A 14,925-nucleotide genomic window follows, 5' to 3' on the forward strand; every position below is an offset into this window, starting at 1 on the left:
GCTATCGCTGTTTGCCGCCGAAACCGGTGAGGAACGCCGTGAGATTGTCGCCGAGCGCGTCGCAAAGATAGCCGCCTTCCTGGACGATAACCGTCGGCAGGCCGAGCTTGGCAATTGCCTCGCCGATCCGCGAGAAACCGGGCGTGGTCACCGAAAGCCCGCCGAACGGATCGCCCTCGAACGCATCGAGACCGAGCGCCACGACCAGCGCGTCCGGCGAAAAGGCGCGGATACGCTGGAACGCCACTTCGAGGGCCTCCAGAAACGCCGCGTCGGCTGATTTGCGCGGCAATGGCAGGTTGAAATTATAGCCGAGGCCCGGACCTTCGCCGCGCTCATCGGCATGGCCCCAGAAGAACGGATAGAAGCGCACCGGATCGGCGTGCAGCGACACCGTCAGGACGTCGGAACGCGTATAAAAGATGCCTTGCGTGCCATTGCCGTGATGCAGGTCGACATCGAGGATCACCACCCGCGCTGCCTGCTTGCGCAACACCTGGGCCGCGACCGCTGAATTGTTGATGAAGCAGAAGCCGCCGGCGACATCGGCAAAGGCATGGTGCCCGGGTGGCCGGCAGAGCGCATAGGCGGCGGGCGCGCCAGCCATGACGGTTTCAGCCGCCTCGACCGCGCTCCAGGCGCTCCACAGCGCGCTGTGCCAGGTTTCGGCCGAAATCGGGCAGGCGGTGTCGGCCATGTGGTAGCCGGCCTGGCCGACCGCCGAGGCCGGATAGGACCCTGTGCGGGCCAGTGGATGGATGTTGGGGATGACTTCCGCGGATGCGCCCTCGATGCGCTGCCAGCGCGCAAAAATGTGTTCGAGGAAGGCGAGATATTCCGGCGTATGCACCGCCGCCACCGGGCCTAGGCCATGTTCCCTGGGCCGTTCGATGGTCAATCCGGCAGCTCTTGCGCCGGCTAACAATCGCTCGGCGCGCTCCGGCTGTTCCGGATTGGGCTGCGGCGCGCCGCTGGACAGGAATGCCTTCGGGTCGTGGCGTTTCTGCTCCTCGGCAAAGAAGGCTTTCATTCCGCGTCCCCATCCTGCGCTGCATCGGCAAAGGCGAAAAAGGCTTCACCGACGATCTTCTGCGTCTGCTCGTAGTGCGCCCAGGCAATGCCCAGCTTTTCATAAAAAGCCTTGGCGCCGTCATTATCGGTGTCGACGGACAGCCTGAGATAGACGCCGCCATCCCTGCGGCAGTCGCGGGCGACGCGGCGCAGCAGACTTTCGCCAATCTTGCGGCCGCGAAACCGGTCCTCGACATAGAGGTCCTGGATATAGACGCCGGGCCGCCCCATCCATGTCGAGAAGATCGGGAAATGCAGGCAGAGCCCCGCAAAATCGCCGCCGATCTCGGCGATCAGGGTGGAGAAGGCGGGCTTGTCGCCAAAGCCGTAGCGGCGGAGATCGTCGGCAGTGGACGTGATCTCCTGATGCGCGCCGATATGGGTGCCGAGCTTGAGCAGCGCGGCATGGATGGTGTCGACGTCGTCGATGGTGCCGGGGCGGAGGGTGACTGTACTCACGATAGGCAAGGCGCCCAGGCACCCCCCTCTGTCCTGCCGGACATCTCACCCTCAAGGGGGGGGATTGGCAGCTTTGGCGCTGCCATCCATTTTGCAACGATTGAGATTGGCGAAGGCCGCAGTGACATCCGATCTCCCCCCTTGAGGGGGAAATGGCCGGCAGGCCAGAGGGGGGTGTGCCAGAAGGCCATCATCGCAGATCAATCATCTCAAAACGCCACCCTATCACCGCCCTTCAGCGCCAGCATCTCGCGCGCCTCGGTCGGCGTTGCGACCTCCAGCGACAGGCCATCGAGAATGGCGCGTATCCTGCGCACCTGATCGGCATTGGATTTCGCCAATTGCCTTCCATCGTAGAGACTGTCCTCCAGCCCGACGCGGACATTGCCGCCCATCGCCGCCGCGATCGAGATCAGCGGCATCTGGTGGCGGCCGGCGGCGAGCACCGAGAACTGGTAGCTGTCGCCGAACAGCTTGTCGGCGATGCGCTTCATATGGATGAGATTGTCGGGATCGGCGCCGATGCCGCCGAGAATGCCGAGCACGAACTGGATGAACAGCGGCCCCGACACCAGCCCGCGGTCGCGAAAATGCGCCAGCGAATAGAGATGGCCGACATCGTAGCATTCGAACTCAAAGCGCGTGCCGCAGCCCTTGCCGAGCTTTTCGAGCACGCCTTCCATATCGGCAAAGGTGTTCTTGAAGATGGTGTCGCGCGTGGCTTCGAGCAGCTTTGGTTCCCACTCGTGCTGCCACTCCCTTGGCTTGTCGAGCATCGGGAACAGCGCGAAATTCATCGAGCCCATGTTCAGCGAGCACATTTCCGGCTCGGCCCGCAGTGGTGCCGCCAGCCGCTGGTCGAGCGTCATCAGCGACGAACCGCCGGTGGTGATGTTGATCACCGCATCGGTCGCTTGCTTGATGCGCGGCAGGAACTGCATGAACACCTCAGGATCGGCGGTCGGCCGGCCGTCTTTGGGATCGCGGGCGTGGAGATGCAGGATTGAGGCGCCGGCCTCGGCCGCCGCGATGGCGTCAGCCGCGATCTGGTCCGGCGTCACCGGCAGATAGCGCGACATGGACGGGGTGTGCACCGAGCCAGTGACCGCGCAGGTGATGATGACTTTCCTCGGCGCCATTCTTTAGCCCTCAGCCTTCGACCGGCAGGTCGAGTTCGGCGGCCAGAACTTCCAGCGAATCGCCGATGATGGAAATGATCTCGCCGACCTCTTCAGCCGTGACGATCATCGGCGGCGCCACCATGAAATTGTCGCCGTCGACACCGCCCTTGACCCTGCGGCCGTAGATGATCAGCCCGCGCTCGTAGGCGAGGTCGAGCAGGCGCTGCGTGGTTTTCTTGCCCTGCTCGATCGGCCGCAGCGTGTCGGGATCGGCAACCATCTCGGCGCCGGTGAGCAGGCCTTTGCCTCGGACATCGGCGATGAACGGAAAACGCTTCGCCAGCCCTTTCAGCCCGTCCATCAGCACGTCGCCCATCGCGGCGGCATTGGCGATCAGGTCGAGGCGGTCCATCTCGCCGAGCACGGCGAGCCCGGCCGCGCAGGCGAGCGGATTGCCAGCATAGGTGTGGCCATGCTGGAAGCCGCCCGACGCCAGCAGCGGCTCGACCAGCCGCATCGGGGCGGCCAGCGCGCCGAGCGGCGCATAGCCGGAGCCAAGCCCCTTCGACAGCGCGACGATGTCGGGCTTGCAGTTCCAATGGTCGCCGCCAAGGAATTTTCCGGTGCGGCCGGCGCCGCTCATCACTTCATCATGGATGAGCAGGATGCCGTAGCGGTCGCAGATCTCGCGTATACGCGGATAATAGCTGTCCGGTGCGACGAGGGCCGAAGTCGCCGCACCGCCGATCGGCTCCATGATGAAGGCGAGCACGCTGTCCGGGCCCTCGGCCTGAATCTTCTCCTCCAGCATGTCGGCATAGCGGACGCCGCGCTGCTCCATCGAAAGATTGTCGCGGTCGCGCCATGCCGTCGGCGCCGGCACGGTCGGCATCACCCGCATCATCGGTGTGAACGTTTCGGCCAGCGCATCGTCGCCGGTTATCGAAAGCGAACCCAGCGTGCCGCCATGATAGGAGGGAAAACGCGTGATAACCTTCCAGCGCTTCGGCTGGCCGGTCGCGACCGCCCATTGCCGCGCCAGCTTGATGCAGGATTCCGTCGCCTCCGAACCGCCGGAGACGAAGAAGATTCGGTCCATGCCCTCCGGCAGTTTGCCGGCGAGCTCCCGCGCCAGTTCTTCCGCCGGCTCGTTTTCGAAATGCAGGCGGTAGGCGAAGGTGGCGCGGTCCATCTGCCGCTTCATGGCGTCGAGCACGTTGCGGTTGGAATGGCCGATATTGGCGACCATCGGTCCGCTCGATCCGTCGATGAAGCGGCGGCCGTCCTGCGTCCACATATAAATGCCTTCGGCGCGGTCGATCAGCGGCCGGCGCAGGCTGGAGAGGTAGAACAGGTGCGAGGGCGCGCGCGTTCCTGAACCAGTTGATGAGGGCTTCTGCATGTCAGGACTTTCCGAGGTAGCGATCGATTACATTCCTGGTCACGCGCTCGACCATCGGGTCCTGCCTGAGCAGGCCGGCGACCCATTCGCAGCTTCCGGCGTGGAAAACCTCGCCCTTGCCGCGCGGGAAATTGACGATCATGCCGTTGCCGCGTTTGACCTTTTCCAGATTGGCGTCGGTCGCCTCACCAAACAGCGTTTCGGCCGTAAAGCGGCCATCCTCGTCGGTGAGAAACTGGTCCTCGATCGGGATATCGGCGCTTTCCTCGACCTGGCTCGCCATGCCGACGGCCAGCACCTGCAGCCCCTCAGGCGCACCGCTGTCCGGTGTCGGATAGGGCAGGCCGCCGCGGATCTCGAAATCGAGCCCGTCGACCTCATAGCCATAGACATGACTGTCGGCGCCAAGCAGGTCGCCATAATAGATTCCGGTGCCGGCAAAGGCCCAATGCTCGGGCCGATAGACCGGAAAGCCGCGCACGCCGCGCGGCGCGCAGCCGCCCCAGCCGGCATAGACGCCCCTCGTTGCGTTGAGGCCGAAGGTCAGAGCGCCGGGACGGCCGATCTCCGGCGCTTCCCAGGAGTTGGTGGCGCGGGTGACGTCGCCGCCATAGGCCGGGTCTTCGGCCCGCGCGCGGTATTTGTAACAGACCTGCCGGCGGCCTTCGTCCTCCAGCCTTGTCTGCCACATGAAATTGCCGGCAAAGCGCGCCGCATGGCCGCCGCGCTCGACGTAGCTGTCGACGGCGTCCCGCATTTCCCAGGTCCAGTACTCGTCATGGCCGACGAAGACCACGCAGTCATAGCCATCGAGGATTTCGGGCGAGAAGTGCAAATCGTGCTGGCTGGCGAGATCGACGCCGTAGCCGGCGCGCTCGGCAAAGCGGAAGAAGTGGCAGTCATAGCTCGCCCAGCCGGAGGAGGTGTATTTCTTCGAATGTCCGGTGGCGTACGCCCATTCCATGTGCGGATAGCGCGGCACTGTTTTCGGCGGCACCGCGACCTCCAGGGGCACGCGCGGCGCGTCCTTGGGCAGCACGACAAAGCCGCGGCACCACGGCCGCTGCGTCGACACCATGCGCGCATACTGGTCGCGGCCAGGTCCGGTGATACCCTGATAGGCGTTGGAGCCGCCCCAGGTGTTGTAGGACAGCCAGGTGCCCGTCGCCGCCACCTGCAGCACGCGACCGGGTTTTCTGCCGGGCAGGGGCGCGACGATGATGAGGTGATGGCAATGGATAGGCTCGCGCCCGTCCGCCGTCAGCGTCAGCCGATAGGCGCCGGATGGCCAATCGTCGCCGATGCGAAATTCGAAAGACGCCTCCCAGCCGCAGCCTTCGACCGAGCACTGGTCGGGCGTATCCTGCCAGCGCGCCGAAAGCCCCGTTTGCTCGAAGACCTTTGTCTCGCTGCCGCCGTCGCGGACAATGACAATGCTGAAGCGCGGCGCCGTCGAGCTGACATGCATCGTCACGCTCTCGCCGGCGCGGTAGGAAAATCGATCAGAATAGCACCAGATCTCGCCCCGCTCGCCGTCCATTCCCGGCCATTCATAGTAGTGGCCGCGCACTGCCTCGCGGCGCTGCTCGGGCGTCAGTCCGAAATCGGGAAATTCGGTTGGCAGATGGGTCATGAACACCGGAAAAGTGACAGGCCGCCATTTCGGCCATCTGCCGGCCAAGCGTCAAATGGAAACGATCGGGCCAGCAATTGCATACGACACAATTGCTTGGCCGCTCTTGGCCGCACCCGGCAAACCGACTATCTCAGGCGAGGCGGTATGTTCCGCCTCGGGAGCCGGCATGCTGAGAGTGCAGAAGGTCAAGGTCGATGACATCTACGTGCCGACGGCGCGCAAGAAGACGCTGCATCCCGAAACGGTCCGGCACCTGGCCGAAGACATACTGGAAAACGGCATGAAGACGCCGATCCAGGTTCGCAATGACGGCAAGCGCCACATCCTGGTCGAGGGCCTGCACCGGCTGGAAGCCGCCAAATGGCTCGGCGAGACCGAGATCGACGCCTATCTGGTGCAGGCCAAGCGCCACTGAGGCGCGCGACCCGATCGAAAACAGCCAAACCGGTCATTCTTCCGCGGATTTTTTCGCAGGGCATGTCGGCATGCGGCGTGCTCGCTCGTCCTTGGGGCGGAACCCGAGGAGACCGACATGTCCAGACCAATCTATTTCGCCATTCTTGCCTCGGTCGCTGCCTTGTTTGCAGCGCCCGGCCCAGCCAATGCAGTGGAGACCAAGCCCGCCATGACCACCGGAGCAACAGCCATGCCGAAGCCGGAAAAGTCCGGCCTGCTGCCGATCGACGGCCTGAATTACTACTATGCCGTCTACGGCAAGGGCGAACCGCTGCTTCTGCTGCATGGCGGCCTTGGCACGTCGGACATGTTCGCGCCGCTGCTGCCGAAGCTGGCGGAAAACCGCACCATCATTGCCGTTGACCTGCAGGGCCATGGCCGCACCGCGCTCGGCGAGCGACCCTTCAGCCTGGAGGGGATGGGCGACGACATGGCTGGTATCGTCAAGGCGCTCGGCTATGACAAGGTCGACGTGCTTGGCTATTCGCTGGGCGGCGGCGTCGCCTTCCGTATGGCCGTTCAGCATCCCGAGACGGTGAGACGTCTGGTCCTGGTCTCGACCGGCTTCGCCGCCAATGGCTTCTATGACGAGATGCGCGGCCAGCAGGCGCAGGTGAGCGCGGCCGCCGCCGATTTCATGAAGGACACGCCGATGTACAAATCCTACGTCGCCGTCGCCCCACGTCCCGACGATTTCCCCAAACTGCTCGATGCGCTGGGCAATTTCATGCGCAAGGATTACGACTATTCCGCCGATGTGGCGAAGCTGAAGATGCCAGTCATGCTGGCCTATGGCGACAGCGACATGTACAAGCCCGAGCACGAGATCAAGTTCTACCAGATGCTCGGCGGCGGGCTGAAGGATGCCGGCTGGATGCGTGAGAACCTGTCGCAGAACCGGCTGGCCATCATTCCCAATCGCACCCACTACGACGTCTTCTTCGCACCGGATCTGACGGCCGCGGCACTGCCCTTCCTCAATGGCGAAACCAAGGTGAAGACCTGGGACGAAGTCCTCAGCGAAACGAAATAGCTTGCCTGAAATGCATGCCGGCCGTCTCGAAGAGGCGGTCGGCTTTTTTGTGCCTGCGAAGCTACGGAGCCTTGGCGCAGCGATTGGTCGTATCAGCGCAATCGATGGCGCCATCAGGGCTTTTCAATTGACCGAAAGGTACCTGTCGATATCATCAAGAGACCTTCAGTGTGATGGGTTCGAATGATGACGAAATACCAGGGCGGATGCCATTGCGGGGCAGTGCGCTACGGCACCGAGGCGGCGCCGCTCAACCAGCGCGTCTGCCACTGCCGGCGCTGCCAGAAGGTCATCGGCGCGGCGTTCAACGCCCGCCTTTTGTTTCGCATCGACGATGTCACGGTCGAGGGAGAGGTGGCGACGGTCAACACCTCTCCGGACCTCAAGCGCGGCTTTTGCGCCGCTTGCGGCACCACGCTGTTTTCCCGACGCGACTCCGCCGGCATCGTCGGCATCACCACCGGCTCGCTCGACGATCCCTCGCTGTTCAAGCCGGAAATGCATATGTGGACCGCCTCGAAGCAGCCCTGGCTGCAACTCGATGACGGCCTGCCGCACCATGAAGGCGCGCCGCCTCCGAACTGACGCCGGCCTTACCGGAAATTAATCCCGAAACCACGACATAGCCGGCAAAGCGTCATTGGCGGGCCATGATTGCCTGCCTATCTATCGTCTGCGGGCCGGTATCGAGGAGACGACCGATGAGCGACAGAATCAGCACCCTGGACGAGCTTTTGAGCGACCCGATGGTCCTCCTCGTCATGGAGCGTGACCGCGTGCGCCCCGAACAGGTTCGCCTGCTGCTCGAACGTGCCCGCCGCCCGGCCGCCGACGCCGTGCCACCGGCGCATGTGGTGGCCAAAAGCTGCATGCAGCAATGGCTGGGAAGGTAAGGGCTTCCCCTTCTCCCCTTGTGGGAGAAGGTGGCCGAGCGAAGCTCGGTCGGATGAGGGGTGTTCCAGGGAACGCCAACGCCTCACTCCGCTGGAACACCCCTCATCCGTCTCGGCGCTACGCGCCGATCCACCTTCTCCCACAGGGGGAGAAGACAAGAGGGCCAATTCCTAACAACTTGATTCAAACTTTGTTGGTAATTTCTCGTTAGTAATCGAGGCCGGTTTGTCCGGCGGCGTCTGTTTGCCATCGGTCTGTTGTGTTTTGCGTACAGGTCCAGATGCGGATTTCAGGCGTCGTCAGTTTTGTCGTGGCATCGATTTGCCTTGCCGGCTGCTCGTCCACAGCGAGCGTCGATGGCTTGCAACCGTCGAACGAGACGACCAGTTCGGTCGTGCGTCCGAGCGCGCCGGTCACAGCGGCTCCGGCGGAGACCGCCGACCTCGCGCCGATGCGGTCCGACATGGTGGCCGACAACGCTGTGGCCGACAATGCGCCGCCCTTTTCCATGGTCGAGGAAGAAGAGGCCATCGTCGCGGGCACGCCGCAGGGGAGCACCAGACCACAGCTCGAGCCCGCCGCTCTGATGTCTGCGCCGAAGCGGTTGACGCGCGCTGCGCCGGCCATGCTGGCCTCGCCGGTCACCCGCTACGGTTTTCGCGACGCCAAGCCGATCAATTTCGGCAAGGCTTCGCCACGCTACCTTGCCGTCCACGGCGTCGACGTCTCGCGCTGGCAGGGCAATGTCAACTGGGGCAAGCTGCGCGCCCAGGGCGCCAACTTCGCCTACATCAAGGCGACCGATGGCGGCGACCATCTCGACCCGATGTTCATGAAGAACTGGCGCAATGCCGACGCCGCCGGGCTGAAGCGCGGCGCCTATCATTTCTTCTACTGGTGCCGCACCGCGGGCGAGCAGGCCGACTGGTTCATCCGCAATGTGCCAAGGGTCGAGGGCGCGCTGCCGCCGGTGATCGATGTCGAATGGAACGGCGAATCCTCCTGCAAGCGGCGGCCTTCGCGGGCCACCGTGCTGGAAAAGATGATGGTGTTCATGGACAAGCTGGAGCGCCATTACGGCCAGCGGCCCATCATCTACACCGCGCCGGATTTCTATCGCGACAATCTCAAGGGTGCGTTTCTCGATTATCCGTTCTGGCTGCGCGCCGTCGCGCGGCATCCCTCAAAAGTCTATCCCGGCCGCAAATGGCTGTTCTGGCAGTATTCCGGCTCCGGCCTGTCGCACGGCGTGACCGGCCGCATCGACCTCAACGTCTTCCATGGCGACGAGCGCGCCTGGCGGGCATGGGCAGGCGGGCAGACGACCGTCGCCGACGCCGACTGAACGTCAGGCAGGTGCCGGTGCGCCTGCGCTGCCTGCCGCTGCGCCTTGGATTGAATTTTCAGCGTCTCGCTAACGATCCGCTCACTCTGTCCTTTAGCGGTATCGCAACAGCCTTCCGGTAACGTGCCCGTGATCGGGTTTCGGAGGGGTCCATGCGCAATCCAGTTGTGGCTGTCGCACTTGCCGCCGCCGTCGGCTACGGGTTTTTCAGTTCGCTCGGCCACATGCCGGGCGGAAGTGGCGCTTCGCTGGCCGAGTCGAAGCAGAACGTCGTGTCCTATTCCACCGAGGACAAGGCGATGCAGGCCGCCAAGGACAGCGGCCGCTCGACCCTCAAGCGCTTCCACGAACTGATGGACGCCGGCACGCCGGGCACCTACACGGTAAAATTCCCGCTGACCCAGAACGGCGCCACCGAGCATATCTGGCTGCAGCTGGTCGGCTACAGCGAAGGCTCCTATATCGGCCTGCTTGCTGACGTGCCGGTCAATGGCAACAAGTACAAGATGGGCGACAGGATGACGGTAACCGAGGCCGACGTCGAGGACTGGATGATCAAGAACGGCAAGGTGATCTACGGCGGCTACACCACGCGCCAGGCGCTTGCGGATATGCCGAAGGAGCAGGTTGCAAAGTACGGGTTGACCTTCAAGGACTGAGGGTTGAGGCGCGGGCGAGTTTTATCGCGGTGCCTAGAGGGCTGTCGCGCTTTTCGCGTTCGCGTATCTCTGCCGTTTGCGCCAGCACCCAGTCGCGAAACACCTTGATTTTGGGCGCGTTGCGGCGGCTCTCCAGATGCACCAGCCAATAGCCGTCGCCGTCCGAGCCAAGCACGTCGAATGGCTGTATCAACTGGCCCTTTTCCAACAGGGCGCTGTAAAGGTTTTTGGTCAGGATCGCGGCGCCCTTGTCGGTCAGCGCCGCCATCGCATCATAGGCCTGCGTACCCAGCTTCGGGCCAGCGATGACGCGATCGGGCTCGAACGGCACGCCGGCAGCCTTGAACCAGATTTCCCACCAGGGATCGTCGGCACAGCATAGCGGCACTTGGTAGAGATCCTCGGGGCGGTGGATGCCGCCGACGCTTTCGGCGAGTCTCGGGCTGAGCATCGGCGTATAGTCCGCCTTGAACAGATAGTGAGCCGTCAGGCCCGGCCAATTTCCACTGCCGGTGCGAATGCCGACATCCATGTCGCCGCGCGTGAAATCGACCAGCCCGTGCGATGTATTCACCTTCACGGCAAGGTCGGGATGCATCAGCTGGAATGTTCCAAGCCATACGGCCAGCCAGTTCGATGCGAAGGTTTCCATGGTCGTCACCGACAGCACGCCGGTCGCTCCACCCTTGGTGGCGACCCATGCGTCGGCCAGTGTCGAGAACGCGCCTGTTGCGTGCGGCGCCAGCTGCTGTCCGGCCTCGGTCAGCACGATCTGCCTTGTTTTTCTTATGAAAAGCGGCGTTCCGGCACGTTCTTCCAGCACCTTTATCTGATAGCTGGCAGCTGATTGGGTCATGCCGAGTTCTTCGGCTGCCTTGGTGAAACTGCCCAGCCGGGCCGCGGCTTCAAAGACCCTGATGGCTCCTAATGGTGGCAGTTCCCAGCTCATGACGCATCAATCCTGCTGATGCATACTACGCGACGTTCGATTGGAAACCAAGCCCGGAAAACGGCATGCTGCATTCATCGGATCAAACCCTGGAGGATACGGCAATGACCACCACCATCGCTCTCTACAACACGCTTCGCCGGCCGATGCTCGACCTCTTCACCGCGCCGTTCAGACCTCGCAAGCACGGCCTGCTCGACCGCCGCTCGCTGTCGGATCATTTCCTCAGGGATATCGGTATGCTTGACGGACGCGTGCCTCCCGGCACCATTGGCTAAGCAAGCTCTTTGACCAGGGGAGGGAAAGATGACTGTGTTATCCGAGGATCTGGCGAAGAGCCGACAAACGATCAACGCCTATGAGGACTATGCCGAACGCTACGACGCTCTGGTGCGGCACGTTCCGAACCAAAGAGAACAGAAATGGCTGAAGCGCCTGGTGAAGATCGCCGGCAAAGGTGGCCGGATTCTTGAAGTCGGTTCGGGACCCGGATACGATGCGGACTTCGTCGAAGGGCTCGGTGTCCAGGTTCGGCGCACAGACGCAACGAAGCGGTTTCTCGAGTTGCAGGCCGCACGCGGCAAGCATGGTGAGTTTCTCGATCTCATCACCGACGATCTCGGCGGCCCCTACGACGCGGTGCTCGCATTGTGCGTCCTGATCCACGTGCCGCGCGAGCAGGCCGACCAGGTGCTTGCCAAGATTGCCGGGTCGCTGCGGCCGGGCGGCGCCTTCCTCGTCTCGATGCGCATTGGCGACGGTGAGAAGAGCGGCGAATATCATACGGTCTACTGGCGCAGGGACGACTTCGCGGCTCGCCTCGAAAACGCCGGGCTGGTTCTTGTCGGAGACGAATTCAACGTCGGCCGCGATCGCGAAGAGTGGACCACCTTTCTGGCTGTGAGGCCGTCATGACGCGCCGCGGACTGTTTTTGTTCGTGCTGCTCAGCCTCCTGTGGGGCATTCCCTATTTGTTGATCAAGCTGGCGGTTGCCGAGGTGTCGGTGCCCTTCCTGGTCTTTGCCCGAACAGCCGTCGGCGCCCTGGCGCTGCTGCCCTTCGTCCTTGTCCAGCGCAGTTTCGGATGGCTGAAGACACATTGGCGGGCGGTCGCCGCATTCTGTCTGGTCGAGATGATCCTGCCATGGGGGCTGATCACCCATGGCGAAGTCAGCATCGACAGTTCCACCGCCGGACTGCTGATTGCCATGACGCCGGCCGTAACCGTCGCGCTCTCAAAGCTGATGGGCTCGGATGAGCGGCTGGGGATACGCCGCTGGACCGGCCTTTTCCTCGGTTTTGCCGGTGTTTTCGTGCTGGCGCTGCCGACCTTGGGTGGCGGATTTCTCGCGGTCGTCGAGATTCTCATGGCCGCGGCCTGCTATGCCTCGGGTTCGATCATCGCGTCGCGCTGGCTGAACGATGTGCCGGCAACCTCGCTGACGGCAGTCTGTCTGGCAGGGGCCGCGCTGATCTACGCTGTGCCGGCGGCGTTGGCCTGGCCGGCGGCCATGCCGTCGACAACGGTGGTTGGCGCAATCCTCGGTCTTGGCGTGTTTTGCACGGCGATTGCCTTCGCCACCTACTTCCTGCTGGTGCGGGAGATCGGCCCCGAACGGGCGGTCGTCATCACCTATGTGGCGCCCGCCGTCTCCGTGGCAGCCGGCGTGCTCGTCCTTTCGGAGCCGCTCGATATCGGCATTGTCGCGGCCTTCGCGCTCATCCTGTGCGGATCATATCTCGGCACGTGGCGCGCTCCGCCAGAACCGTCCGCGTCCGCGACCTCGGCAAGTTGACCGGCGGCCGCCAGCCGCCGTCAGAAATAAGGTCGCAGGTTCTCGCGAATGCGGTCCAGCACCGTCTTTCCCGAGATATCGGCGGTGAAGGTCTTGCCGGTGATGGTCTCAAAGGCCTGCGTGTAAACCCGCGATGTCTGCTCGATGAGCTCGGCGGGGATTTTCGGAATACGATCCTTGTAGGGATCGCAGCGCGCGGTCACCCAGGCGCGAATAAAGTCCTTGTCGAAACTTTGCGGCCGCTCGCCCGCCTTGAAACGCTCTTCATAGCTTGCCGCAAGCCAGTAGCGGCTTGAGTCGGGCGTATGGATTTCATCGGCAAGGATGATGGCGCCATCCTTGTCCGTGCCGAACTCGTATTTGGTGTCGACCAGGATCAGGCCGCGCTTGGCGGCCAACGCTTTGCCGCGCGCAAACAGCGCCAGCGCATAGCGCGAGACTGTGTCCCATTGCTCTTCCGATAACAGGCCGCGCGTCAGGATCTCGTCGCGCGTCAAGGGCTCGTCATGACCGCCATCGAGCGCCTTGCTGGTCGGCGTGATGATGGCCTGCGGCAGCTTCTCATTGTCGCGCAGTCCGTCCGGTAGGCGGATGCCGTACATATCGCGTTCGCCGTTCTGGTATTTCGTCAGCACCGAAGTGCTGGTGGTGCCGGCGAGATAGTCGCGAACGACGATTTCCACCGGCAGAATGTCGAGCCTGGTGCCGACGACGACATTGGGGTCGGGATAATCGAGCACATGGTTGGGGCAGATGTCCGCCGTCTCCTCGAACCAGTAGCGCGCCGTCTGCGTCAGCAGCTCTCCCTTGAGCGGTATTGCGGTCAGGATCACATCGAAGGCGCTCAGCCGGTCGGTGGCGATGATGATGCGGCGGCCATCCGGCAGATCGTAATTCTCGCGGACCTTGCCTTTGTAGTGGTTCGGGAGTTCCGGAATGAAGGCATCCGAGAGAACGCGCAGTGCTGTCATCCTGGTCTCATGGCTCCTAACAGTTTGGGCGACTCTTAACAAAGTTGAGGGGGCTTCGATACCCGAGGAAGGGCGGTTCGTCCTTTGCGAATAATCAAGACATTGCCTTCGCCGTGCTATCTATTCGCAGCTTCCGGCACTCCTGGGGGACGCGGTGGACGTAGAGCTCAAATTTCTGATTGTCGGATTTGCCTGCGCGATCGCGGGCGGTCTGTCGTTCATCACCTTCGTCAAATGGCGCGAGGTGCAGGCGATGAGCCACTGGCTGCCGGCGCCGGGCAAGATCATCTCGTCGCGCGTCGAGGCGCGCGAAGTCAGAAGGTCGGGCGTCGGCTCGGACAGCAGCGACACCACCGAGATGCGCAATTTTCCGGCGGTCACCTTCGAATACAAGGTCGGTAAAAAGAAATATCAAAGCTCGCGCTACAGCGTGAAGGAGAATCTGGGGAATTTCGAAGTCACCGAAACCCTGGCGCAGTTTCCCACCGGCGCTGAAGTGACCGTCTTCTACAATCCGGCCGATCCGGGCAAGGCCGTGATCGAACGCACCCTGCCGGACGGCGCCTTCAAGTTCATGGTCAAGCTCTCGGCCGGGCTGGTGATCGGCACGGTGGTGCTGGTGTTTTCGCTCGGTGGCGTGCTGGAGGCGATCCGGCCGCACCTGCCCAAGCCGCAGAACCTCGGCGCCGGAGCGCTGCTGCTGTTCATGGGCCTGATGATCCTGCGCATGGCCTTCGTCCAGAAGTCGCTTGCCGAGCAGGCGGCAAAATGGCCGGTCGCCCCCGGCCGCATTGACTCCTCGGGCCTGCAGACGCTGCGAAACTACAGCAGCCATCGACGCTGGAGCACCGTCTTCAAATCCCGCATCGTGTACAGCTACGGCGTCGCAGGCCAGCACTACACCTCAGACCGCGTCACCTTCGGCGCCACGGTCACCGCTTCAATGCCCGGCCTCGTCAGCGGCCAGGCGCGCAGCTATGCCGAGGGCGGCAAGGTCGACGTGCATTACGACCCAGCCAACCCCGCCTCGGCAGTGCTCGAATGCAGGGTGGGCGGGCTTTGGCTGCTGTGGGTCTGTTCGGCCGCGTTTTTGGGCGGCGCGGCTTGGCTGGTCGGTTTTATCTGAGGTGCCA

17 protein-coding genes are annotated in these 14,925 nt (G+C 63.2%); 10 read left to right on the forward strand and 7 right to left on the reverse strand.

Annotated features, from left to right (window positions below; all coding sequences use genetic code 11):
• Position 1: 1 nt before the first annotated feature.
• The 5 genes from AC3CCE_RS17515 to AC3CCE_RS17535 all read right to left on the reverse strand — a co-directional run bounded on the left by AC3CCE_RS17515 (position 2) and on the right by AC3CCE_RS17535 (position 5,686).
• Positions 2 to 1,030 (reverse strand): histone deacetylase family protein, encoded by a 1,029-nt coding sequence (locus AC3CCE_RS17515; RefSeq protein ID WP_352511253.1) that lies wholly within the window; start codon positions 1,028 to 1,030, stop codon positions 2 to 4.
• The gene (locus AC3CCE_RS17520) at positions 1,027 to 1,530 is read right to left on the reverse strand and encodes a GNAT family N-acetyltransferase (RefSeq protein WP_352511251.1); all 504 of its coding nucleotides are present in this window, start codon (positions 1,528 to 1,530) and stop codon (positions 1,027 to 1,029) included. The genes AC3CCE_RS17515 and AC3CCE_RS17520 overlap by 4 nt, the downstream gene beginning before the upstream one ends.
• A 209-nt stretch (positions 1,531 to 1,739) precedes the next feature.
• Positions 1,740 to 2,669: a 3,5-dioxohexanoate:acetyl-CoA acetone transferase gene (kce, locus tag AC3CCE_RS17525; RefSeq protein ID WP_023743112.1), complete on the reverse strand. Its 930-nt coding sequence runs from the start codon at positions 2,667 to 2,669 to the stop codon at positions 1,740 to 1,742.
• Positions 2,670 to 2,679: 10 nt separating this feature from the next.
• Complete coding sequence (locus AC3CCE_RS17530; RefSeq protein WP_023743111.1) at positions 2,680 to 4,053, reverse strand: aminotransferase family protein; 1,374 nt, start codon at positions 4,051 to 4,053, stop codon at positions 2,680 to 2,682.
• Between the two features lies 1 nt (position 4,054).
• A complete protein-coding gene (locus tag AC3CCE_RS17535; protein WP_352624608.1) occupies positions 4,055 to 5,686 on the reverse strand; it encodes a N,N-dimethylformamidase beta subunit family domain-containing protein in 1,632 nt (543 codons plus the stop codon).
• Between the two features lie 169 nt (positions 5,687 to 5,855).
• On the opposite strand from AC3CCE_RS17535, the gene AC3CCE_RS17540 reads away from it, so the two are divergent.
• From AC3CCE_RS17540 to AC3CCE_RS17565, 6 genes are all read left to right on the forward strand, one after another.
• A complete protein-coding gene (locus tag AC3CCE_RS17540) occupies positions 5,856 to 6,104 on the forward strand; it encodes a ParB N-terminal domain-containing protein (protein WP_023694150.1) in 249 nt (82 codons plus the stop codon).
• 117 nt (positions 6,105 to 6,221) lie between these two features.
• On the forward strand, positions 6,222 to 7,178 hold the full coding sequence (locus AC3CCE_RS17545) for an alpha/beta fold hydrolase (protein ID WP_352511248.1): 957 nt from the start codon (positions 6,222 to 6,224) through the stop codon (positions 7,176 to 7,178).
• A gap of 186 nt (positions 7,179 to 7,364) precedes the next feature.
• Entirely contained in the window at positions 7,365 to 7,763 is a 399-nt protein-coding gene (locus AC3CCE_RS17550) for a GFA family protein (RefSeq protein ID WP_023684918.1), read from the forward strand.
• Positions 7,764 to 7,879: 116 nt separating this feature from the next.
• Entirely contained in the window at positions 7,880 to 8,071 is a 192-nt protein-coding gene (locus AC3CCE_RS17555; RefSeq protein WP_023669058.1) for a hypothetical protein, read from the forward strand.
• Between the two features lie 281 nt (positions 8,072 to 8,352).
• Complete coding sequence (locus tag AC3CCE_RS17560) at positions 8,353 to 9,417, forward strand: glycoside hydrolase family 25 protein (RefSeq protein ID WP_352624610.1); 1,065 nt, start codon at positions 8,353 to 8,355, stop codon at positions 9,415 to 9,417.
• Positions 9,418 to 9,569: 152 nt separating this feature from the next.
• Complete coding sequence (locus tag AC3CCE_RS17565) at positions 9,570 to 10,076, forward strand: DUF2314 domain-containing protein (protein WP_023700830.1); 507 nt, start codon at positions 9,570 to 9,572, stop codon at positions 10,074 to 10,076.
• Here AC3CCE_RS17565 and AC3CCE_RS17570 read toward each other — a convergent pair.
• Positions 10,066 to 11,025: a LysR family transcriptional regulator gene (locus AC3CCE_RS17570; RefSeq protein WP_352624612.1), complete on the reverse strand. Its 960-nt coding sequence runs from the start codon at positions 11,023 to 11,025 to the stop codon at positions 10,066 to 10,068. The two genes, AC3CCE_RS17565 and AC3CCE_RS17570, sit on opposite strands and share 11 nt — an antisense overlap.
• A 65-nt stretch (positions 11,026 to 11,090) precedes the next feature.
• Between AC3CCE_RS17570 and AC3CCE_RS17575 the strand changes: the two genes are divergently transcribed.
• From AC3CCE_RS17575 to AC3CCE_RS17585, 3 genes are read left to right on the forward strand one after another with little or no spacing between them, the layout of a single operon-like run.
• Positions 11,091 to 11,303 (forward strand): hypothetical protein, encoded by a 213-nt coding sequence (locus tag AC3CCE_RS17575; RefSeq protein ID WP_023731195.1) that lies wholly within the window; start codon positions 11,091 to 11,093, stop codon positions 11,301 to 11,303.
• Between the two features lie 28 nt (positions 11,304 to 11,331).
• Positions 11,332 to 11,940 (forward strand): class I SAM-dependent DNA methyltransferase, encoded by a 609-nt coding sequence (locus AC3CCE_RS17580; RefSeq protein WP_023694158.1) that lies wholly within the window; start codon positions 11,332 to 11,334, stop codon positions 11,938 to 11,940.
• Positions 11,937 to 12,821: a DMT family transporter gene (locus AC3CCE_RS17585; RefSeq protein ID WP_023739360.1), complete on the forward strand. Its 885-nt coding sequence runs from the start codon at positions 11,937 to 11,939 to the stop codon at positions 12,819 to 12,821. Before AC3CCE_RS17580 ends, AC3CCE_RS17585 begins: the two co-directional genes overlap by 4 nt.
• A 20-nt stretch (positions 12,822 to 12,841) precedes the next feature.
• Here AC3CCE_RS17585 and AC3CCE_RS17590 read toward each other — a convergent pair whose 3' ends face one another.
• Positions 12,842 to 13,783 carry a phosphoribosylaminoimidazolesuccinocarboxamide synthase gene (locus tag AC3CCE_RS17590; protein WP_352624703.1) on the reverse strand — a complete coding sequence of 314 codons (942 nt, stop codon included), beginning with the start codon at positions 13,781 to 13,783 and terminating at the stop codon, positions 12,842 to 12,844.
• Between the two features lie 163 nt (positions 13,784 to 13,946).
• On the opposite strand from AC3CCE_RS17590, the gene AC3CCE_RS17595 reads away from it, so the two are divergent.
• The gene (locus AC3CCE_RS17595) at positions 13,947 to 14,918 is read left to right on the forward strand and encodes a DUF3592 domain-containing protein (RefSeq protein ID WP_352624615.1); all 972 of its coding nucleotides are present in this window, start codon (positions 13,947 to 13,949) and stop codon (positions 14,916 to 14,918) included.
• Positions 14,919 to 14,925 lie beyond the last annotated feature (7 nt).

It is taken from the genome of Mesorhizobium sp. P160187 (genome assembly GCF_057766425.1).